The organism is Geomonas silvestris, from assembly GCF_014193515.1.
In the GTDB taxonomy this organism is placed as follows: domain Bacteria; phylum Desulfobacterota; class Desulfuromonadia; order Geobacterales; family Geobacteraceae; genus Geomonas; species Geomonas silvestris.
In genome coordinates this window covers 72,120-92,848 of the sequence record NZ_BLXX01000014.1, presented here as the reverse complement: position 1 = coordinate 92,848, position 20,729 = coordinate 72,120, and the positions used below count along the sequence as shown (strand labels likewise).

Sequence of the window (20,729 nt, the reverse complement as noted above, 5' to 3'; positions counted from 1 at the left end):
TGATTCTGCTGGAAAAAAGGCGCGGCCCGAGGCGCGGGAAACCGGAACCGTAAATCGGTTCATTAATTACGGGGAGGACAGGTCAGGCGGAAAGGGGCGAGGGCCGCCTGCTCCGGAGGTGGAGGAGACGGGGGCGGGAGCGCCTCGGGCGGCGCTGCCGGAGGCTTGTGTGCCGGGCCCCCGAAAAAGGGGGCCCGGCGAGCAGCAACGGGTTAGGATTGGATGCGGTGCACCGCGAAGGGGCCCCAGGACTGGTTCACGGACATCACCTCGAGGGTGTTGATGTTGACCCGGGTGGGAAGCGTGGAGACCCAGACCACGATCTCGGCGATGTCCTCGGGAAGCAGCGCCTCGGTCCCCAGGTAGACCTGGTGGGCCCGCTCCTCGTCACCTTTGAAGCGGACCTTGGAAAACTCGGTCTCGGCCATGCCGGGGGCGATGTTGGTAACCCGCACCGCGGTCCCCAAGAGGTCGGCGCGCAGGTTGCGCGAGAACTGTTCCACGAAGGCCTTGGTCGCCCCGTAAACGTTGCCGCCCGGATAGGGCCAGCTGCCGGCCACCGACCCGATGTTCACCACCTGGCCCCGGTTGCGCGTCACCATCCCGGGCAAAAGGGCCCTCGTGCAGTACATGACCCCCTTTACGTTGGTGTCCACCATGGTGTCCCAGTCGTCCAGCGAGGCGCGCTGCGCAGGCTCGAGCCCGAGGGCGAGCCCGGCGTTGTTCACCAAAAGGTCGACCTCGGCGAATTCCGGGGGGAGTGCTGCGAAGGCCGCCTCAACGGCCTGGCGGTCGCGGACGTCGAGGGTGATCGTATGTACGGGGCAGAGCGCCGAGAGCTCCTTTTTGGCCTGCTCCAGCAATTCGCTGCGCCGCCCGGTCAGGACGAGCCGGCAGCCGAGGTTCGCGAAGGCACGGGCGCAGGCCGCTCCGAAACCGGATGTGGCACCGGTGATGACGACAGTTTTCTCCATGGTTCCTCCTTGTAGGTTGTCAGTCGGACAAGGCTGCGGCCCCCGCGGGAGCCGTGCCGTACAGCGTTTCCCCCCGGTCCAGCAGGGTCAGATAGAGCCGCAGGTCGAACTCGAGCTGGTGGTAGTCGGGTTCCATGTGCTCGCAGAGTTGGTAGAAGGCCTTGTTGTGGTCGCGCTCCTTGAAGTGGGCCAGCTCGTGGACCACGATCATACGGAGAAACTCGAGGGGCGCGGTCTTGAAAAGCGAGGCGATGCGGATCTCGTTTTTGGTCTTGAGCCTGGAGCCCTGGACCAGGCTTTGGTAGCGGTGCAACCCGAGCGCCTGGCGCTCGAGGGTGATCCGGCTGTCGTAGAGCACCCTGCTGACCGGCCCGCAGCTGCGCAGGTAGTCGTTTTTGAGCCGGACGGCGTAATCGTAGAGGGCGCGATCGGTGCGGATCGCGTGCGCCGCCGAGTAACGCCGGGTGAGCAGCTGCCCCAGACGCCCCTCGGCAATGAGCAGGCCGACCTCGTGCAGGATCCTGTCGGGGTAGCCGGCAAGGTACTTAAGGGGGTCGGCGGGGCGCCCCGCGTCCTGGTGCACGGTCAGTTCCCGCCGCACGGGGCGCAGCGTTCCTCGGTTCCCGCCAGACGACAGCCACACGCGACACAGGCGTTCTCCCATTCGGGGTGCCCGGCACGCGCCGCCCGCGCGCTCGCCTCAAGACGCCTGATCTCGGCGCTCATCTCCTCATCGTACTGCTGCTCAAACACGTGCGACACCTCCCTCGAAGCATGCTACCTTACCCCATCCTGACTCCAAGATAAATCAAAATCCTCTCAGCCTTAAGGGCTATCCACTCTGCGGCAAACCTGACGCAACCGACCGAGAAAAAAACCCGTCTTAGTGATTCAAAATATGCGCACTAAGACAAAGAAGACTGGACAATAAACTAAGTTAGCTACACAATTGCAGACCAAAACTTGAATCGATACTCCCGGCAGCAACCACTGTCAGTACTTTCCGGCACGCTCTGGGTGATCTCCCGATGTTGTACCGGAAGTACGCCCTAAACGTGGGAGAATGCCCGTGACAGGCAACAGCTGTTAGATCCAACCAATCAGGCTGAGGTACAACCGGCAGGCCGCAGCCGTTTTTTGTCTGAACCTTCTGCAGGAAATGCCGAACAGAGCAGGCAGGCACCCTATCTCCCCCGAGGTCTTCAACATGGCAACACCTTTTCTGAGACGCAAGCTGGGCCTAGCTATCATAGCAGCCAGCGTTTTCCTCTCCCTTTCCGGCCAGGCATTCAGCGGCGACCTCCCCCAGGTACGTAAAAGCGGCGTCCTGCGCCACCTGGGGATTCCCTACGCAAACTTCGTCACCGGCGCCGGCGACGGGATGGACGTCGAACTGATGCGGCTTTTCGCCAAGCACCTCGGGGTGCGCTACGAGTACGTGAAGACGGACTGGGGGACCGTGGTCCAGGACCTGATCGGGAAAAAGGTCCAGACCCAGGGGGACGAGGTCGCCCTCCTCGAAGAGACCCCGGTAAAGGGAGACCTGGTCGCCAACGGCTTCACGGTGCTCCCCTGGCGCCAGAAGGTGGTCCTGTTCTCCGACCCGACCTTCCCCAGCCAGATCTGGCTCGTGGCGCGGGTGGACGCCAAGGTGAAGCCGATCAAGCCCTCCGGCAACATCGACAAGGACATCGCGCACACCAAACAGCTCATGAAGAACCGGGAGGTGCTGGCCCTCAAGAAGACCTGCCTCGACCCGGATCTCTACAACCTGGAGGCGACCGGCGCCAAGGTGATCTGCTACAACGGCAGCCTCAACGAACTGGCCCCCGCGGTGATCGCCGGCGAGGCACAGATGACCATCCTGGACGTCCCGGACGCCCTGGTGGCGCTGAACAAATGGCCGGGGAAGATCAAGATCCTCGGTCCGGTATCGCACAAGCAGGAGATGGCGGTCGCCTTTCCCAAGAGCTCCCCGCTACTGCGCGACGCCTTCAACAGCTTCCTGAAGCAGGCCCAGCGCGACGGGAGCTACGCGAGGATCGTCAAGCGCTACTACCCGAGCGCCTCGGCGTTCTTCCCTGACTTCTTCAGGGGCAAGTAGCCCCCGGACGCGGCGCCCGCACCAGACGGTCGCGCCGGAACCAAAGGTTGACCCTTCATGGTGTTCAAGATCCTCAGTCAGACAAGCAGGGTACTGGCGACGCTTATCGGCCTCGCCCTGGTCGGCTACATAGGCTACCTGGTACTGGCCCAGTACCGGACCCAGCTCGCCGTCCAGGACGCCGCCCTCAAGCAGCTGACCTCGGACACCTCCCGGCGCGCCACGGCGCTGAGCTACTTCTTCGGGGAGCAGAAAGACGGGCTTCACGAACTGGGCGAATCCCGCGAGGTCTCGGCGTACTTCGAGAACCAGGCCCTGGGGATGTCCCTGGAATACGGGTTGCGGGCCAGCCAGATCATGATCGACGAGCTGTTTCTGAAAAAGCGCAGTTCCAAGCGCCTGGGGGGCTCGCCCATCTTCGAACGGATCGTCTTCGTCGAGGAGTCCGGCGCACTCCTCGCCGACACCGCGCACCGCAGCGGCGCCACCCAAGGTTCCTGGCAGCGCTACCTCGGCTCCGCGAAACCGACCTCCCGGATGACCCTGGAACTCAAGGGGGGGGAGGCGAAGCTGGTCCTCTCGGAGCCGGTGAGCTTCAAGGGTCGCTACGCCGGGGAGGTCGTGGGGTGGATTTCTGCCGCACAGGTCTACCAGTACTTCATCGAGGCATCGGCTGAGACCTCGCGCTTCCCGGTGGCCCTGGTCTTCGGGCAGGATTACCTGAACCTCCCGGCCCGCCTGCGCACCCTTTTGGGCCCCCGGGAGCTCTCCCTCCCACCGGACATCCGGCCGCTGGTCCCCTACCGCCTCCCGCCAGCGCCGGGTGAGACCGCCTCCCTCGGGCACGCCATACTGGTGCCGGTGCAGGGGACGGCACTCTCCCTCATCACCGTGGTCCCCGGGGCCGAGATGTTCGACGCCCGCGCCCCGCGCCGCATGCTCTACACCACCGGCGGCATCGCCCTCTTCATCCTGTTCGGCATGTTCTATCTGCAGCGCATGAACACCCGCACCGCCGTGTTGCAGGTGCACCTTGCGGAAACCACCCTGCGCGAGGCGGCGGTCGACGAGCGCAACCGCCTGCTGGCCTCCGAGATCGAGGAGCGCCGCCAGTTCGAGGAGGCCCTGCGCGAGAGCGAGGCCCGTTTCCGCGCCATGGTGGGGGCGGTCCCGGTGGTGATCTACGAGTACCGCAAAAGCGACCGGGGCGAAGGGTTCAGCTTCGTGGGGGACAAGATCTACCAACTGGCCGGGGTCGCCGCCGAGGAGCTTACCGCCGATACCGCCCGCTTCGTCGAGCTGGTCCACCCCGAGGACCGGGCCGGAAGCCTCTGCACCGGCGACTTCACGGTGGACGCCTGCGGCCCCTTCAGCCGCGAGTTCCGCATCCTGAGGCCCGACGGCGAGACCCGCTGGATCCTGGCCACCTCGCTCCCCCAGCCCGGCGCAGCGCCCGGCGACCTGGTCTGGACCGGCTGCCTGGAGGACATCACCGACCGCAAGCAGGCGGACCTCGCCCTCAGGGAATCCGGGCAGCAGCTTTTGGACATCATCAACTTCCTCCCGGACGCCACCTTGGTGATCGACAAGGAGGGGCGGGTGCTCGCCTGGAACCGCGCCATCGAGGCGATGACCGGCGTGAAGGCCCACGAAATAATCGGCAAAGGGGACTTCGAGTATGCCCTCCCCTTCTACGGCGAGCGCCGCCCGATCCTGATCGACCTCGCCCTGAACCCTGCCTGCCGGGACCGCAAGGAGTACGCGGTCCTGCACCGGGAGGCGGACACCACCTTCGGGGAGGCCTACACGGGGAGCCTCCCCAGCCGCAACGGCCGGGCCCCCTTCCTCTCGGCGACCGCATCGGTGCTCAGGGACTCCCAGGGGGAGGTGATCGCGGCGATCGAGTGCATCCGGGATTCCACCGAGCGGCTGTGGGCCGAGCAGTTGTTGCGCGAGAGCGAGGCGACGCTGAGGACCCTCATGGACAACATGCCGGCGGGGGTCTGGTGGTACAACGGGGCGGGGGTCGTGGAATACCTGAACGGCCGGTTCGCCGAGCTGTTCGGCTACGGGATGGACGAGTTGGCGACCGTGGACGAGTGGTACGAAAAGGCCTATCCCGACGCGGAGCAGCGCCGATTCCAGAGGGAGAGCCGGCAGGCGCTCATCGCCGAGGCGCGCCGCAGCACCGGGACGGTCCCCCCCCTGGAGACCCTGGTGACCTGCCGCGACGGGAACCTGCGCCACGTCATCGTGAACACCCAGCTCTCCCAGGGGCGGACCCTGGAGATCCTCACCGACATAACCGAGCAGGAGTTCATCCACAACGAGCTTCTAAAGGTGCAGAAGATGGAGTCTTTGGGGGTGCTGGCAGGCGGGATCGCGCACGACTTCAACAACATCCTGACCGGCATCATGGGCAACATCTCTTTTGCCCAGATGGTCCTAAAGGAAGAGAGCGAGGCGCGCCTCCCCTTGCAGGCGGCTGAGAAGGCCTCGCTGCGGGCGGCGGAGCTCGCGCACCAGCTGCTCACCTTCGCCAAGGGGGGGCAGCCGCTCAAAAAGGTGGTCTCGCTCAGGAACCTGGTGGCCGAATCGGTGTCGCTCGCGCTGCGCGGCACCAGCGTCCAGGCGCGCATCTCGCTCGCCATGGATCTCAGGCACATCGAGGCGGACGCGGGGCAGATGAACCAGGCCTTCAACAACATCGTGATCAACGCGGTGCACGCCATGTCCGGCGGCGGCACCCTGGCGGTGAGCGGCGAGAACGTGCTTTTGGAGCCGGGGAACCGGCTCTCGCTGCCGCCGGGGCCCTACGTGAAGCTGCAGTTTCAGGACGACGGCTGCGGCATCCGGCAGGCCGACCTGAAGAACATCTTCGACCCCTATTTCACCACCAAATCCGGCGGCAACGGCCTGGGGCTCGCCTCGACCCTCTCCATCGTCCGCAAGCACGGCGGCCACATCATGGTGAACTCGGAGCTGGGGGTGGGTACCAGCTTCGACCTGTTTCTGCCGGCCACCGAGGAGCGCGCCCCTGAGCACGAGCCCCTGCGCGAGGCGGTGCGCGGGGAACCAGCCGGCGGCTGCGTTTTGGTTATGGACGACGAGGAGATGGTCCGGGTACTCGCCGCGCAGATCCTCAACTACCTGGGATACCAGGTGACCACCTGCACCGACGGCGCGCAGGCCATAGCGCAGTACCGTGAGGCCCGGGAGCAGGGGGCCCCCTTTCTCGCAGTGATCATGGACCTCACCATCCCGGGGGGGATGGGGGGGAAGGAGGCGGCCCAGCACATCCTGGCCTACGACCCGACCGCGCGGCTGGTGGTCTCCAGCGGCTACTCGAACGACCTCGCCCTCTCCGACTACACGGATTTCGGGTTCTGCGGTGCGGTTCGCAAGCCGTACAAGGTCTCCGAGCTGGCTGAGACCCTGGCCGGCCTGAGGCCGAGCGCCTAGGGATCACCCCAGCCGCTCGACTAGATCCCGGGTCTGGGCGATCTGGGCATAGGGAACGGAGAGAGCCGCCATGAAGGCGGCATGAACCTCGGCGGCCTTGACCGGTTTCCCCTTGAAGACCAGGTCGCGGGTGGCGCAGGCGTCCTCGGCGACGGTGCAGTTGAACCCGAAGTCGAAGGCGGCCCTGGTCGTGGCGTCGATGCACATGTGGCTCATGGCGCCGCAGATGGTGAGATCGTAGGTCCCCTGTTCCTTGAGGGTCTCCAGCAACGGGGTATGCCGGAAGCTGTTGGGGAAGTGCTTCACTAGGACCGGTTCCCCCGGAAGCGGCGTCACCAGCGGGTGGATCTCGGCGCCCTGGTTCTCGGGAAGGAAGAAGGTCGCGTCGGGGCGGGCGGCTACGTGCTGGACATGGATCACCGGCAGGTTTGCGGCGCGGAACCGCTTCAGGAGGCTTTGGGCGCGCGACGCCGCCTCCTCCATACCGACCAGGGCCATCCTGCCACCGGTGAAGTAATCGTTCTGGATGTCTACCAAGATCAGGCAGTTCTTCATGGTTCACCTCGCTTTTCTCTCGTGGAAAATCCCACCCGCATCGGGGCTCCCCCCTGGCGCCGTGCCCATTCTAGGGTACTCCCCTGCAAAGTCAACCGCCATCTCAGCCGCTGCCCCCTTGTCTGCCGCGCACCATCCTTGCCTGCGGCGCATCCAAGGTGCCGAGCGGCCAGGCGCCGGCCGGAGCCGCACATGAGCGTTTCAGGAATTTAGCAGGAAGGTTTTTTGTAAGGAAAGCGCCGGCGCAGCCGATACCAGTACCCGTGCGATGAGTAAACACGCACCGAGCGCCGCGCACCAAAAGGAGCACCATGAGGATCACGGTTTCCTACGACGAGCTGACCTGCGAAATTACCCGGAAAACGAGCTGCGAGCAGCCGACCGCCCACGGCCTTTCCGACACCGCCACCCTGGCCGTCTGGGGGATGCCGAAGGGCGATGGGACCGCTGACGACCTGGCGTTCTGTGCACGGTCCACCCCCCACCCCCGGCGCTACTCCCGGTAACTGGATGGTCACGCAGGGAAGGCCGCTGTAAAAAAAGGAAACCTGTGCCTTTTTTTACGAAACCGGGAAAAGCGGCACTAATCCGCCAACTTGCACCCGCAACGACAAGCTATTGTAAATTATTTCACAGCCCCGCCAGGCCCCGCCCCCGCAGCCCCGCGGCTAACCCACCGATATTTCGCAAGAAAACACGATGCGGCTACTTGGTACGCTTCTGGTATAAGGTCAAAGGCCGCACCAGCGAGCAATACCCCGGAGGAAGCCACGCCATGGACAACCAGTACCGAATCATCAACCAATGCCTGCAGTTGCTCAAACAGAGCGAGATGCCGACCATAAAGAAGCTGCGCGTGGAGATCCAGCTGATCCAGATGAAGCGCCTGCTGCTCAACGACGCGCTCCCCAGCGAGGTGAGATCGGGCTCGTGTGGCGAGGAGGTGTTCGAGGGTTTACTGCACCAGATGAAGGGGATCTGCTGCGGAGGATACGACGGCGAGGCGCTGAGCGAACTGATGGAGCGGATCAGCGGCATGCTGAGCATCCTCGGTTCGGAGCAGGCCTCGCCGCCCCACTAGCCTGCCGGCGCCGGCACTTCCGGCACGGCGGGGAGCAGTACCCGGGCCAGGGTCCCGCCCCCGGGCCGGGGCACGAGCTCCAGCCGCCCGCCGTGCTCAGCCACGATGTACTGGGAGATGTACAGGCCAAGCCCGCTACCGCCGCGGTCCAGCTTGGTGGAGTAAAAAGGCTCGAAGAGCCGCTCCCGGTTCTCGGCACTGATCCCCACCCCGTCGTCTTCTACCTCGATGACCACCTCACCCGCTAGGGGGTCGTAGCTCGTGGTGAGCAGCACCACCCCGCGCCCTTCCGGGAAGGCCTGCATCGCGTTCAGGACCAGGTTGATTAGCACCTGCTCGATCTGGTGCTGGTTGCCGGTGATGACCGGGAGCTCCCGGTTCAAAGAGGTCTTGAGCCAGATATCCTTGTGCATCTGGCAGGCGAGCACCGAAAGCGCCGCCTCGACGGCCGCGTTCACCTGCAGGTCGGGACGCAGGCCGGAGCGGTCCCCTACCCCGTAATCCCTGAGCCCCTGGACCACCCGGGCGATCCGCTCGGAATTCTCCACGATCTTGTCGGCATTCTCCTGCAACGCAGCGCGCGCCTGCTGAAAGGGGAGCCCCCCCAGGTAAAATGCCCCCTCCTCGCGCCACACCCCGTCCAAAAGCGGCAGCGCGTCGTTCCAGATCTTCGCGATGATGTGACCGGAGAAGCGGATCGAGGCGTTGGGGTTGTTGATCTCATGGGCCATGCTGGAGAGCAAAAGCCCGAGGGAGGTCATCTTGTTCGTGTGGATGAGCCGCGCCATCACCCGCTTTTTCTCTTCCTGCACCTCGAGCCGCATCGCCTTCAGAAGTTCTTCCTGCAGGGAAAGGTTCTCCAGTTCGCGCAGCTCCAGAGAGGCGGCCATGGCGTTGATGGCGTTGGCCGCACGGCCGAGTTCGTCGTCGCTGTCCAGGTTCACCCGGGCAGAGAGGTTTCCCGAGCCGATATCCTCGATGCCGCGCATCAGCATGTTGAAGGAGGCAGTAACCCTTTTCAGGATCTGGTAGCTCAAAAGCGAGACGACGATCCAGAACAGGGTCCCGATGGCGAGGGTGGCGGCCACCAGCTTCTTCAGACGCTCCCGGGCGCTCGAGGTGTCCAGGCGCAGGTGCACCTGTCCGATCACCCGCTGTTGATCCACCGGCGCATGCCCCAAAAGCACCGCCTCCGGGGAGCTCACCAGCCCCGGCGAGGTCACCTCGACCACCATGTCGATCGCCCCTCCGGCGGTCTCCTTGCGGTTGTGCACCTCGGTGAGCGGGCGCCCTTCGGTGTTGTTGATGGAGACGTAGAGGACCGACGGGTAGCGCGCCGTGCCGGCGGCCAAGAGGGCGAGCGCCTCGCGGTTCTCGGCAAAAAGCGGCAGCCGGGAGTTCTGGGCGAGGACCGTCGCCAAAAGCCGCCCCTCGCGCTCCATGGTGGCGCGAAAGCCGTTCACCTCGGTGATGACGTAGAACGCGGCAAAGGCCGCGGTCAACAGGGCGATGGTCGCGGTGAAGGTGATGTAGATCCGGAACCGGAAGTTCTTGGCGACGTGGGGGATACGGAACCTAAGGGGCATCAGCTCCCCCCCGGCAGGGCCAGCCTGAACCGGCGCAACACGCCGTCGTTGACCTTCATGAGCACTTTGCGGGGGTACTGGGTCTGCAGCTCCTCGACGGAAGTCCCCTCGAGGAGGCTCTGGGCCATCCCCCCGAGTTGGCGGCCGATGTCGTAGCGGTCAAACGAAAGGGCGACGGCGCCGCCCATGGCGAGGTAGGCATCGGCAAAGGTCACCACCGGGATGCGCTCGCCCTGGGAGAACAGGAAGTAGGCCTCGGTGGTCTCGGTGGAGACGGCGGTCAGGTCGGGAAGCATCCAAAGCGCGTCCACCTTGCCGCGCAGCGACTCCAGCACGGCGACCGTTTCCTTGGGCGAGCGGACCTCGCGCGCGTAGAGTTCGATGCCGCTGCGCCGGGAGGCAAGCTGGGCGCGCTTGAGGTAGGCGCCGGTGCGCTGGGGGTCGTAGAGCACCGCGACCCGCCGAGTCCCCAGGGTATCGAATATGGAGAGGTAGCGCTGCGGATCCAGGAGCATCCAGACCCCGGCAACCGGTGCGCCGGTGCGGACCTTGGCCTGCAGGGCCATCATGAAGAGCACCGGGATGGAGCGCTGGCGCTCGGCGAACTCGAGCGCGCGGTCCCCGACCGCGATGATGAGGCGCGGGTGCTCCTCGCGCAGCAGGCGGGTGAGGTCGATCTCGGCGTAGTCCGACAGGACCACGGTGCGCATGCTCGCCGGGCACTCGCGCCTGACCCCGCGGAGCGCCTCTTCGTAGCTCTTCTCCCGCAGCGACTGCAGTACCAGGACGTCGTACGCCAGGGCGGGAAGCGGCAGCAGCAACAGACCTACCACCAGGGTCCTCAGAAATTGCATCTGACCCCCGCTTCGGCCCAGGTTCCCGGATTCTTGTAGCGTTCTGAGACGTAGGAGTCGCCGTTTAAGAGGTTGCGGACCGACATGAACAGTTCCAGGGAAGCAGAAGCGCTCAGGGAGAACTTCTTGGCAACGTGGAGGTCCCAGATGACGTCGTCGTACTTGCCGTTGCCGTTGTCCCCATTCCAGTCGATATAACCGCCGGTCAGAAGAATCCGCAGGTTCCTGGCATCCTGGTACTTGATCCCGACCTTCACCGTATGCCGTGGGACCATTCTCAAGACCCCGCTCACATCATCGGCGCGGGCGTCGATGAAGGTGTAGCCGCCCGAAAAGGAGACATCCCAAAACGGCAAGGTGCGCACCTCGAATTCGGCACCCTGCTTCAGGACTCGGCGTTTGAGGGTGATGGTCGGGCTGGAGCCGGGGACATTGGGGTTGTAGTCCGGGTTCGCGACAGCGGAGCTTACGTTCCAAGTGTCATTTCTAAAGAGCGTCGCCTTGAGCCAGAGGTTGGGGAAATCACCCGACTCGACCCCGATCTGCGAGGTCCAGACCTTCTCGATGGCATCGTTTTGGTTGAGCGAGGTGATCGAGTAGCCACGCGAAGTGTAGCCTCTGAGCACGCTGTTTTCGGTGATGGCGTAGGTAACCCCGAGGCTGGGATTGAAGAGGTCGTCGCCAGTACCGGTGTGGTCGTAGCGGGCGGAGGGGGTGATGGCGAAATTGCCGAGGGTGAAGGTGTCGTTGAGGTAGACCCCGACGCGGTCCGCGCTGCGGTTCAAAAGGTCCTGGCGCGCCTGGGGGAGGCTTAGGTGCGCCTTGGCGTGATCGTAATCGACCCCGGCCGCGACCCTCTGCAGGTCGTTGAGCCACATGACGCTCACGCTGCCCCCCAGGGAAGACTCCTCGTTGCGGTGGGTCTGCAGCAGGGGACCATCAAGCAACTTGACGTTCACCTCCTGGTTGGCAATCCGCGCCTTCAAGGCGGCGTCCAGGGTAAGGTGATCGGAGAGCGGGTGGGAAAGGGAAAGATTCGAGTAGAGCTGGTGCCCGGACTGGTCCGACTCGTAGGGTGCGAAAGCGAATTGACCGCTGGAGCCGTTGACAAAGAGCGTGGACAGACCGAGCACCCCGTGCTGGGGGAGATCGTAATGGACCTTGCCGTAGACATTACTTTGGTTGATGTGGTTGTTGGGGAGCAGGCCATCGGAACGCAGGTTGCCACCGCTTAGGTAGTAGCCCCAGTTTTCCGCGGACCCGGTCGCTTCGGCGCGTGTGTCCGCCGTGGTCCTTTTCCCCAGCGAGGCCGACAACATCCCGCCAAGCGGGCGGTCCGGCTGCGCAGCCTTCGTGATCACATTGATGACGCCGCCCAGGGCACTTCCCCAGGAGGTCGAGGCGGCTCCCTTGACGATCTCGACCCGCTCCACGATCTGGGCCGGAATGGCCCCGATATCGGGGTAGTTATCGGAGAGGTTGTTGATGGGGATATTATCGACCAGCACCAGGACGTGGTTGAAGCTCGCCCCTTGCACCTCGACGTTGGCGGCGGTGCCGGGAGTCCGGTTGACCTCGAGCTGGAGTCCGGGAACAACGGCAAGGATGTCGGTCAGGGTATGAGCGTTGAGAGCCTCTATCTCCTGGGCCGTAACGACGGTGATGTTTTCGGCGGTCTGTGAAGCCGGCCGCGGAGAACGGCTGGCGGAAACCAGCTCACTGGTGCCGCCGTTATACAGTTCCAGTGAGCGTCGGTCCTCATCCTCAGCACTCGCCGGAAGAGCGATCAGGATCAACCAGCACGCCAGCATGACAGAGAGCGAGGTAGTTCTTACATTGATCTTCGACTCTCTGATTGCGAACTTCCTCACGCTACCCCCTTTTTCAAAGCCACCTGGCATAGCAGTACTTTTAATAAACCAACGCAAATTATTTTCTTGCATAAGAGATAAATGAGTGCTAATCTACCACAACGTGTCTGCGAAGTCCAAATTTTTTTTAACAAAGGAGGAATGAGCCATGAGCAACGACAAGGGTGCAGTGGTAGTAATCGCAGAAGGTAACGATGTTGATACTCAGATGGAGGCGTTGGGCTGCTGTTGGGCTGTCTTCTTATTCACCTTCTAGGCGTAAGGGGCACGTTCCACACATCTGCGGGGCGTGTCCCGTCCTCGACTGCTGCCTCTCCCCCATATCTGGTTCCGAGGGCTAAGACTCGCTCCCAACAGGCATATTGCTAGGGAACCGACTCCCCAGATCCTTTCGATAAATTTTTACCCATCAATAAAATTTTTATATTGTCAATTATTTTAAGTGGTGCTAATTTGCGAACACCAAGATTTACATCCGCAAAAAGGAGGAATTGACATGAACGAGGAGAAGGTTGTCATCATCGAGGAAGGTACCGCTGTCGGAAACCAGACCGAACAATTCTTGTGCTGCTGGGCGGTCTTCTTGTTCACCTTCTAAGAGAAAAGGCGTGTTTCTTTGACGGAACACGCCTTCCTTCAGCTGTCGAATCCTTATCCGATCTATTGGAACTCACCATGCCACTGTCACGATACCTGAAAGTCTATGAGGACCAGCAACGCCCAGGATACAATCTTCTTTACTCGACCCTGCGCGGCTCCTCGGTCAGGATCGCCAACAAGACCCTGGAGTTGGCGCGGGCCGGCACCCTCGTGGGACCGGAGGCGGAACCCCTGCAGCGCCTGGGGTTTCTAGTTCCAGACCTGGACCGGGAAAGAGAGCAGATCCTGGGCATCATCGACCAGGTCGACGGGCTCAGCAGGGTCTTTCGGGGGATCGTCGTATTGAACCTCGAGTGCAACCTCGACTGCGGTTACTGCTACGAGGGGGGCTTCAGGGGCGGGGTGCAGATGAGCGAGGCAACGGCCGTACTCCTGGTTGAGTGGCTGGTCCGGGAGCAGATCTCCCAGGGGTGCGACGTCTCCCTCTCCTTCTACGGCGGCGAGCCGCTGCTTACCCCCGACCTCATCCGCCGCATCTCGGAGCCCCTGCTGGCGGCGGCCCGGGAACATCAGGTACGCTACAACTTCAACCTGGTCACCAACGGCACCCTTTTGAACCGCGCCCTGGCCGAGGAGCTGACCCCCCTGGGGCTCAACGGTGCCAAGTTCACCCTGGACGGCCCCCCCGAGGTTCATAACGCCCAGCGTCCCTACGCCTCGGGTGCCGGCAGCTTTGAGACCATCGTGGAAAACCTCGCGGCGGTCTGCGACCTGATCCCTATCCAGCTGGGGGGCAACTTCACCCAGGAGAACTACCGGGAGTTCCCCCGGCTCCTCGACTGCCTGCTCGAGTACGGCATCACCGGAGACCGGCTCATGCAGGTGCTCTTCACTCCGGTGACCCCCCAGGCGGGGTGCTCGGAGTACAGCGCGGGGTGCGCCTCCTCGAGCGCGTCGTGGCTTGTGGACGCGCAGCTGTTCCTGCGCGAGGCGATCCTGTCGCGGGGCTTTGCCACCTCCAAGCCCAAGGTCTCGGCCTGCGTGGTGGAACTCAAGCGCAACTTCGTGGTGAACTTTGACGGCTCGCTGTACAAGTGCCCGACCTTCATGGCCTATCCCGACCTGAGTGTCGGCCACCTTGCCACGGGGATTGCGGATTACCGCGCCTCGCACTGCATCCGCAACTGGCAGAACGAGCGCTGCCTCGACTGCGCCTATCTCCCCATCTGCTTCGGCGGGTGCCGCTTCCTCACCCTGCTCCAGGACCAGCCGCTCAGCGAGGTCGAGTGCCACTTCGACTTCCTCGAGGCAACCCTGGAAACCTTCCTGCTGCAAAACCAGAGCTATCCCTCCCCGGTCCCAAAGGGCGCACCGTCAGCATCGGCCGCGCCGCCGTCCCAGGTTCCTGCCTAGCTGCTCGCCCCCCCACCTGGCGGAGGGAGAGCGGCAAGCTCCGGCTGAGGAGCCGCGCTTTCCTCTCCCCTGGCACCTGCGATCGCTGCGTCCGCCCCCCCGGCCTTGCGCCGGGCGCGGTCCGAGACCCAGCCCCTACTGCCGATCGTGCTTGAGTCGCTTGTTCAGGGTGGGACGGGCAAGCCCCAGCATCTCTGCAGCCGCGGTCTGGTTGCCGCCGGTAAGCCGCATCGCCTCGGCAATCAGGTACTCCTCGACCTGCACTACCGTCGGGAAGCGGCCGAAGAGGGAGATGAGCGGGTTTTCCCCGGGGGTGATCTGGATCGAGCGTGCCGGTGCCGGCTTCAATCCCGGGAAGTCGCCGATGTCGAGCACACCCCCCTCGTTGCAGGTCACGGCGTGGTGCACCATGTTGTAGAGCTCGCGCACGTTGCCGGGGAAGCTGCACTGCGAGAGTGCCGGGATCAGGTTGGGGGAGACTGCGGGAACCGGCTTTCCCTGCTGCAGCGCGAAGCTGGCGACGAAGTACTGCACTAAAGGCTCCAGGTCCTCCAGCCGTTCGCGCAGCGGCGGGACCCGGAACTCGTGGGCGCAGAGCCGGAAGTAGAGGTCGTTTCGGAAGGTGCCGGCGGTGCGCAGCGCCTCGAAGTCCATGTTTGAGGCAGCCACGATGCGGGCATCGCTCTTGAGCAAAAGGTCGGAACCCATCCGGTAGTACTCGCGCTCCTGCAAAAGGCGCAATAGCTTGATCTGGGAGGAGTGGTTCAGGTCGCCTATCTCGTCGAGAAAGAGCGTCCCCCCGGCAGCCGCGCTGATCAGCCCGTCGCGTTGGCTGTCGGCGCCGGTGAAGGCCCCCTTCTTGTGACCAAAGAGCGTGTCCGAGAACATGAAGTCGTCGAGCCCCGCGGCGTTGAGCGAGATGAACGGCCCGCGCACCCCCGAAACCCGGTGCACCGCGCGGGCCAGGAGCTCCTTGCCGACCCCGGTCTCGCCGGCGATCAAGACCGGCAGCCGCGAGGTGGCGATCGCCTCGATGTACTGGAAGATGGAACGCATCTTCTTGGACTGGGTCACGATCCCCTCGAAGGCGTCCGGAAAGCGCAGCCGGTCCCCCAAAAGGTAGTCCTTCAAAAGCCGGTTCTGGTTCCCCAGGTCGCTCACCTGGAGCGCCTTGCGGATACTCGCCACCAGGCGGTTGGGGTCCACCGGTTTGGTCAGGAAATCGAAGGCCCCCTCCTTCATGCAGCTTACCGCAGTGTCCACGTCCCCCATGGCGGTCATGACCAGGACCGGGATCTGCGGGTAATCGGTGGTGATGCGCTGCAACAGTTCCCCTCCGGTCACGTGGGGCATCACCCAGTCGACCACCACCACGGCAACCGGGTTCTCCCTCAGGTAGGGGAGCACCTCGCGGCTGTCCGAGAGGGTGATCACCTGCTGGATGTCGCTCGAGGCGAGCAGCAGTGACACCTTGGCGAGGATCCCCGGCTCGTCGTCCACCACCAGCACCTGCTGCTGTTCCAGTTGCACCGTCATCTGCCACTCCTCAAAGGGCTCCGGCTCTCATTGAGCAGTCACCCACACGTGCTTTATTTAAAGGCTTCACATCATATACAGAGCCGAAACGATATTCAAACATTTTGTTGGCGGCACGCCAGAAAAGCTTCCGGCCCCCTCCCCTCTTGCATTGCCGCGCGTTTCGTCCTACCCTAGGATTGATCCTCATGAGATTAACCCGGAGCAGTCATGAACCCCTACACCCTTTTGGAAAAGCACTTCGGCGCGAATCGGACCGGCTGCGAGATGGTCTACCGGCACAGCTGCATGGTCGCCGACAAGGCGCTCGCCATCGCACAGGCGACGGGAGACCTTGCGCTCGACCTCCCCTTCATCGAAGAGGCGGCACTATTGCACGACATCGGCGTGGCACTGGTGCACGCCCCGAAGCTCAACTGCTTTGGGAACGCCCCCTATATCTGCCACGGCATCCTGGGCCGCGAGATCCTGGAGGCCGAGGGACTGCCGCGCCACGCACTGGTCTGCGAACGCCACATAGGTGTGGGGCTCAGCGTCGAGGACATCGCGGCGCAACGACTCCCCCTCCCCAGCAGGGAAATGGCGCCGCAGTTGCGCGAGGAGCGCATCGTCACCCTGGCCGATCTCTTCTTCTCGAAGCGGCCGGGCGAACTGGAGCGGGAGAAGTCCCTCGACCAGGTACGCGCCGACCTCGGCAAGTTCGGGATCCACAAGGTAGCCATCTTCGAGGGGTGGCTCGAGGAGCTCCTCCCGCCCCAGGTTCATGAGTAGCCCCCCAAAAGCGCCTTCACGAATTAAAACCGCATTAACAAAGTGTGCTATACTAGGCTGGCCGCGGTGCCAACGAGCGCCAGCCGCGGCTTAAGGGGCGGCCGCTTCGGTCGGCCCGCCGGCGCCGTTTCCTCTCAGAACTCGTGAAGGTCGACTCTCATGGGAAAACCGCTGCGCGTACTCATCGTGGAAGACTCGGAGGACGACGCCCTCCTGCTCATTTTCGAGCTCAGGCGCGGCGATTATTCGCCGGTCGCCCGACGGGTGGAGAGTGTCGAGGCGATGCAGCAGGCGCTCTCCGAGGAAAGCTGGGACGTGGTGATCTCCGACTACGTGTTACCCGGTTTCAGCGGCCTCGAGGCGCTTAAGCTGGTGCGGCGCAGCGGGCTCGACCTCCCCTTCATCGTGGTCTCCGGCAAGATCGGCGAGGACACCGCGGTGCAGGCCATGAAGGAGGGGGCCAACGACTACCTGATCAAGGGAAACATCTCCCGGCTGGTTCCCGCCATCGAGCGGGAGATGCAGGAGGCCGAGGTCCGCCGCAAGAGGCGCGAGGCCGAGGCCGCGCTGGTGCGCAGCGAGCGGCGCTACAAGAAGCTGGTCGCCGCGGTGACCGACTACATCTACACGGTCAGCATCGAGCAGGGGAAGGTTGTGAAGACAACCCACGGCCCGGGGTGCCTCAGCGTCACCGGCTACTCCAACGAGGAGTACACCGAGAACCCCTTCCTCTGGTACCAGATGATCCTCGAGGAGGACCGCCCCGGCGTGGTCCGCCTCACCGCCGAGGTCCAGGCCGGAGAGGACATCCCCTCGCTCGAGCACCGCATCCGCCACAAGGACGGCTCCATCCGCTGGGTGCGCAACACCATCGTGCCGCGCTACAGCGAGCAGGGGGAACTGATCGCCTACGACGGCCTGATCTCGGACATCACCGACCGAAAGCGGGCCGAGGAGTCGCTGCGCCTGCAGAGCGCCGCGCTGGAGGCGGCTGCCAACGCCATCGCCATCACCGACAACCAGGGGCTGGTGATCTGGGTGAACCCGGCCTTTACCCAGATGACCGGGTACACCCCGCAGGAATCGCTGCACCGGGACCTGAGCTTTTTGAAGTCCGACCTACACGACCCGGCCTTTTACCTCGAGCTGCGCAGCACCATCAACGCGGGCGAGGTCTGGCACGGCGAGATGGTGAACCGGCGCAAGGACGGCACCCTGTACCCCGAGGAGCAGACTATCACCCCGGTCACCGACGAGGCGGGGATCATCAAGTACTTCGTCTGCATCAAGCAGGACATCACCGAGCGCAAGAAGGCCGAGCTCGCGCTTTTGGAGAACGCGAGCCTGGTAAAAGAGCTGGAGATCGCCAAGCAGATCCAGCTCTCGCTGCTCCCCGCCGCTCCCCCCCCACTCCCCGGCATCGACTGTGCCGGCCGCTGCGTCTCGGCGACCCACATCGGGGGGGACTACTACGACATCTTCCTGACCCGCGACGAGGTCGGCATGGTGATCGCCGACGTCTCAGGGCACAGCGTGGGGGCCGCGCTCATCATGGTGGAAACAAGGAGCGTTCTGCGCGCCCAACTGCAGACCCTGCACCGGCCGCCCCAGGTGCTCGCCGCCCTAAACGACCTTCTGCACGACGACCTGACCCGCGCCGAGCTGTTCATCACCATGTCCTACCTCTGCTACCACGCCAAGACCCGCAGGCTGCACTACACCAACGCCGGTCACCCTCCCCCCCTGCTCTATCGCCCCAGCCGCGAGCGTTTCCAGGAGCTCGATGCCGAAGGGCTCATCATCGGGGTCAAGAAGGGGGTGACCTTCGAGGAGCGCGGCGTCGAGGTCGAGCCTGGCGACCTGCTGTTTCTCTACACCGACGGTATCACCGAGACCGACGGGCCGCGCGGCGAGCTCTTCGGCACCCGCCGGCTGCAGACCGTCCTGGCCCGGGAGCACCGCAAGCCGGCCGGCGAACTGATCGACGCGGTGCTTGCCGCGCTGCGCGCCTTCAGCGGCGGCTCCAGCTTCCGCGACGACATCTCCATGCTCGTGTTGAAATTCCTGTGACGGCACTTGACGCAGCGCCGCAGCTTGTGTAAACATACCTCCCATTTCCAGGTGGAGAGGTGTCAAGGCATGGCGAAAAAGATCTTTGTAGCTGCAACCGGGCAAAACTGTGGCAAGACGACCATCAGCATCTCGCTCATGCACCATGCCCGCAAGAAGTACCAGCGGGTCGGTTTCGTGAAGCCCTTCGGCCCCAAGGTCCTGCTCTACAACGACTTCATGGTGGACATGGACGCCCTGCTCATGGCGAAGGCTTTCGGGATGGAGGAGGACATCGCCATCATGTCGCCGGTGGCGCTCCACAAGGATTTCACCAAGGATTACCTGACCGGGAAACTCGACGACCTGTCGCTGAGTTCCTGCATCCTCGAGGCGGTCCAGGAGCTCGAGAAGAAGTACGACTTCCTGATCATCGAGGGTGCCGGGCACGGCGGCGTGGGCGCTGTGGTGGGACTCAGTAACGCGAAGGTGGCGAACCTGATCGGCGCCCCGGTGGTCATGGTCACCGAAAGCGGCATCGGCAAGGTGATCGACGCCGTGCACCTCAACATGGCGCTTTTCCAGCGCGAGAGAGCCGACGTACGCGGGGTGATCGTCAACAAGCTGATCCCGAGCAAGAAGGAAGTCACCCGCAAGTACCTGAAGCAGGCCTTCGATCCCCTGGGTGTCAAGGTGATCGACGGCTTCGACTACTCGCCTATCCTCGCGAACCCGACCCTGAACCACATCTCCAAGCTATTCGGACTTCCCCTGCAGGGGGACCTGAGCGAAAAAAGCCGCATCATCTACAACATCCAGCTCGGTGCCGCCTCCTCGCAGCGGGTGATCGACGGCCTGCTCGACTCGACCCTCATGATCGTGACCAGCTCGCGCGACGAGCTTCTGGTGACCCTCTCCTCGCTCTACCACATCCCCTCTTTCAAGGAGAAGATCGCGGGGCTGGTGGTGGCCGGTCATGGACCGGTCTCGAAGATCACCCAGCAGATCTTAAAAGACAGCAAGATCCCCTATATCCGGGTCGAGGAGACCACCGCCGAGGTCTTCAGCGCCCTCAGCGAGGACGTCGCCAAGATCACCTTCGAGGACCAGGAAAAGCTCGAATGGATCATGGCGAACACCAACAAATCCCTCGACTTCGAGGCGATCGAGTCGCTCCTCTAGCCGTCAGCTCCCCGAACCATAGGCCCGCAACGAAAAAAGTCCCGCCAAACCAGGCGGGACTTTTTTCGTTGAACCGGCGGCAACCGCCGCCTTCTTCAGATCTTCACCCCCGGAGGACGGCCGGGACCCTCGCGGTCTTTCTGGCACGCGACGCAGAAGGCGGCAAACGGGACCACCCGGAGCCGCTCCAGGCTGATGCGCTCACCGCACCCCTCGCAGACCCCGTAGGTCCCCATCTCGAGCCGGCGCAGGGACTCCTCCAGCGCGGTCAACTGGGCGCGCCGTACCTCCGCGATGGCGAGTCCCGCATCCGCCAGGAGGTCGAGGATGCTCATCTCGCCGGGGTCCTGCGGGATCTCGTACTGGGTATGCAGCTCCTCGCCGGCATTGGTGAAGATCTCCTCGCGCAGTTCGGCCCACAGCCTGCGCTTTTGCTCCATCAGCACCTTTCTCTGTTCCAGATCGACCACATCCGATTTTTCCGGCATGGGAAACCTCCTCCATCGTCTGGTGAACTGACCGCCATCATAGGTAGCAACCAGCTGCCTCGCGCCACTCACTACCAGCTCGTTACCACTCTACTCACCCTCTTCACTGTCACAGACCGGGCAAAGATACTCGTGACTCTCCTGATCCATCTCCAACTCGGCACCGCACACGGCACAAAGCGCAGCCTCGCCTTTTTTCACTG

The 20,729-nt window shown here is 63.7% G+C and carries 17 protein-coding genes; 8 read left to right on the top strand and 9 right to left on the bottom strand.

The annotated features are described in order from the left end of the window. Window positions 1-212: 212 nt before the first annotated feature. Genes GMST_RS18790 through GMST_RS18780 form a run of 3 tightly spaced genes read right to left on the bottom strand, consistent with a single transcriptional unit; the run spans window position 213 to window position 1,727 of the window. Window positions 213-974 carry an SDR family oxidoreductase gene (locus GMST_RS18790; RefSeq protein WP_183356243.1) on the bottom strand — a complete coding sequence of 254 codons (762 nt, stop codon included), beginning with the start codon at window positions 972-974 and terminating at the stop codon, window positions 213-215. A 19-nt stretch (window positions 975-993) separates the two neighbouring features. Continuing rightward, a complete protein-coding gene (locus tag GMST_RS18785; protein ID WP_246399875.1) occupies window positions 994-1,575 on the bottom strand; it encodes a M48 metallopeptidase family protein in 582 nt (193 codons plus the stop codon). Further along, entirely contained in the window at window positions 1,560-1,727 is a 168-nt protein-coding gene (locus GMST_RS18780) for a hypothetical protein (protein ID WP_183356241.1), read from the bottom strand. The genes GMST_RS18785 and GMST_RS18780 overlap by 16 nt, the downstream gene beginning before the upstream one ends. Before the next feature lie 454 nt (window positions 1,728-2,181). On the opposite strand from GMST_RS18780, the gene GMST_RS18775 reads away from it, so the two are divergent. Further along, window positions 2,182-3,078, top strand: a complete 897-nt coding sequence (locus tag GMST_RS18775) for a transporter substrate-binding domain-containing protein (RefSeq protein WP_183356240.1) — start codon at window positions 2,182-2,184, stop codon at window positions 3,076-3,078. A gap of 57 nt (window positions 3,079-3,135) precedes the next feature. Further along, window positions 3,136-6,540 carry a PAS domain S-box protein gene (locus GMST_RS18770; protein WP_183356239.1) on the top strand — a complete coding sequence of 1,135 codons (3,405 nt, stop codon included), beginning with the start codon at window positions 3,136-3,138 and terminating at the stop codon, window positions 6,538-6,540. A gap of 3 nt (window positions 6,541-6,543) precedes the next feature. On the opposite strand, the gene GMST_RS18765 is transcribed toward GMST_RS18770, so the two are convergent. After that, window positions 6,544-7,095 carry a cysteine hydrolase family protein gene (locus GMST_RS18765; protein WP_183356238.1) on the bottom strand — a complete coding sequence of 184 codons (552 nt, stop codon included), beginning with the start codon at window positions 7,093-7,095 and terminating at the stop codon, window positions 6,544-6,546. A gap of 311 nt (window positions 7,096-7,406) precedes the next feature. Between GMST_RS18765 and GMST_RS18760 the strand changes: the two genes are divergently transcribed. Together GMST_RS18760 and GMST_RS18755 are read left to right on the top strand one after the other, a co-directional pair. Continuing rightward, complete coding sequence (locus tag GMST_RS18760) at window positions 7,407-7,601, top strand: hypothetical protein (RefSeq protein ID WP_183356237.1); 195 nt, start codon at window positions 7,407-7,409, stop codon at window positions 7,599-7,601. Between the two features lie 269 nt (window positions 7,602-7,870). Next, complete coding sequence (locus tag GMST_RS18755; RefSeq protein WP_246399873.1) at window positions 7,871-8,176, top strand: hypothetical protein; 306 nt, start codon at window positions 7,871-7,873, stop codon at window positions 8,174-8,176. Here the strand turns inward: GMST_RS18755 and GMST_RS18750 are convergent. From GMST_RS18750 to GMST_RS18740, 3 genes are read right to left on the bottom strand one after another with little or no spacing between them, the layout of a single operon-like run. Further along, the gene (locus tag GMST_RS18750; protein ID WP_246399871.1) at window positions 8,173-9,762 is read right to left on the bottom strand and encodes a sensor histidine kinase; all 1,590 of its coding nucleotides are present in this window, start codon (window positions 9,760-9,762) and stop codon (window positions 8,173-8,175) included. The genes GMST_RS18755 and GMST_RS18750 overlap by 4 nt on opposite strands. Beyond that, on the bottom strand, window positions 9,762-10,616 hold the full coding sequence (locus tag GMST_RS18745) for an ABC transporter substrate-binding protein (protein WP_183356236.1): 855 nt from the start codon (window positions 10,614-10,616) through the stop codon (window positions 9,762-9,764). The genes GMST_RS18750 and GMST_RS18745 overlap by 1 nt, the downstream gene beginning before the upstream one ends. Next, a complete protein-coding gene (locus tag GMST_RS18740) occupies window positions 10,604-12,487 on the bottom strand; it encodes a TonB-dependent receptor plug domain-containing protein (protein ID WP_183356235.1) in 1,884 nt (627 codons plus the stop codon). The genes GMST_RS18745 and GMST_RS18740 overlap by 13 nt, the downstream gene beginning before the upstream one ends. Window positions 12,488-13,162: 675 nt before the next feature. Between GMST_RS18740 and gptM the strand changes: the two genes are divergently transcribed. Next, on the top strand, window positions 13,163-14,500 hold the full coding sequence (gptM, locus tag GMST_RS18735; protein ID WP_183356234.1) for a geopeptide radical SAM maturase: 1,338 nt from the start codon (window positions 13,163-13,165) through the stop codon (window positions 14,498-14,500). 135 nt (window positions 14,501-14,635) lie between these two features. On the opposite strand, the gene GMST_RS18730 is transcribed toward gptM, so the two are convergent. Next, the gene (locus GMST_RS18730) at window positions 14,636-16,036 is read right to left on the bottom strand and encodes a sigma-54-dependent transcriptional regulator (RefSeq protein ID WP_183356233.1); all 1,401 of its coding nucleotides are present in this window, start codon (window positions 16,034-16,036) and stop codon (window positions 14,636-14,638) included. Window positions 16,037-16,246: 210 nt separating this feature from the next. Here GMST_RS18730 and GMST_RS18725 point away from each other — a divergent pair, with 210 nt between their 5' ends. The 3 genes from GMST_RS18725 to GMST_RS18715 all read left to right on the top strand — a co-directional run bounded on the left by GMST_RS18725 (window position 16,247) and on the right by GMST_RS18715 (window position 20,038). Continuing rightward, on the top strand, window positions 16,247-16,807 hold the full coding sequence (locus GMST_RS18725; protein WP_183356232.1) for an HD domain-containing protein: 561 nt from the start codon (window positions 16,247-16,249) through the stop codon (window positions 16,805-16,807). A gap of 159 nt (window positions 16,808-16,966) precedes the next feature. Then, window positions 16,967-18,877, top strand: a complete 1,911-nt coding sequence (locus tag GMST_RS18720) for a SpoIIE family protein phosphatase (RefSeq protein ID WP_183356231.1) — start codon at window positions 16,967-16,969, stop codon at window positions 18,875-18,877. Window positions 18,878-18,946: 69 nt separating this feature from the next. Next, window positions 18,947-20,038, top strand: a complete 1,092-nt coding sequence (locus GMST_RS18715) for an AAA family ATPase (protein WP_183356230.1) — start codon at window positions 18,947-18,949, stop codon at window positions 20,036-20,038. A 95-nt stretch (window positions 20,039-20,133) separates the two neighbouring features. Here GMST_RS18715 and GMST_RS18710 read toward each other — a convergent pair whose 3' ends face one another. Beyond that, on the bottom strand, window positions 20,134-20,526 hold the full coding sequence (locus tag GMST_RS18710) for a TraR/DksA family transcriptional regulator (RefSeq protein ID WP_183356229.1): 393 nt from the start codon (window positions 20,524-20,526) through the stop codon (window positions 20,134-20,136). Window positions 20,527-20,729 lie beyond the last annotated feature (203 nt).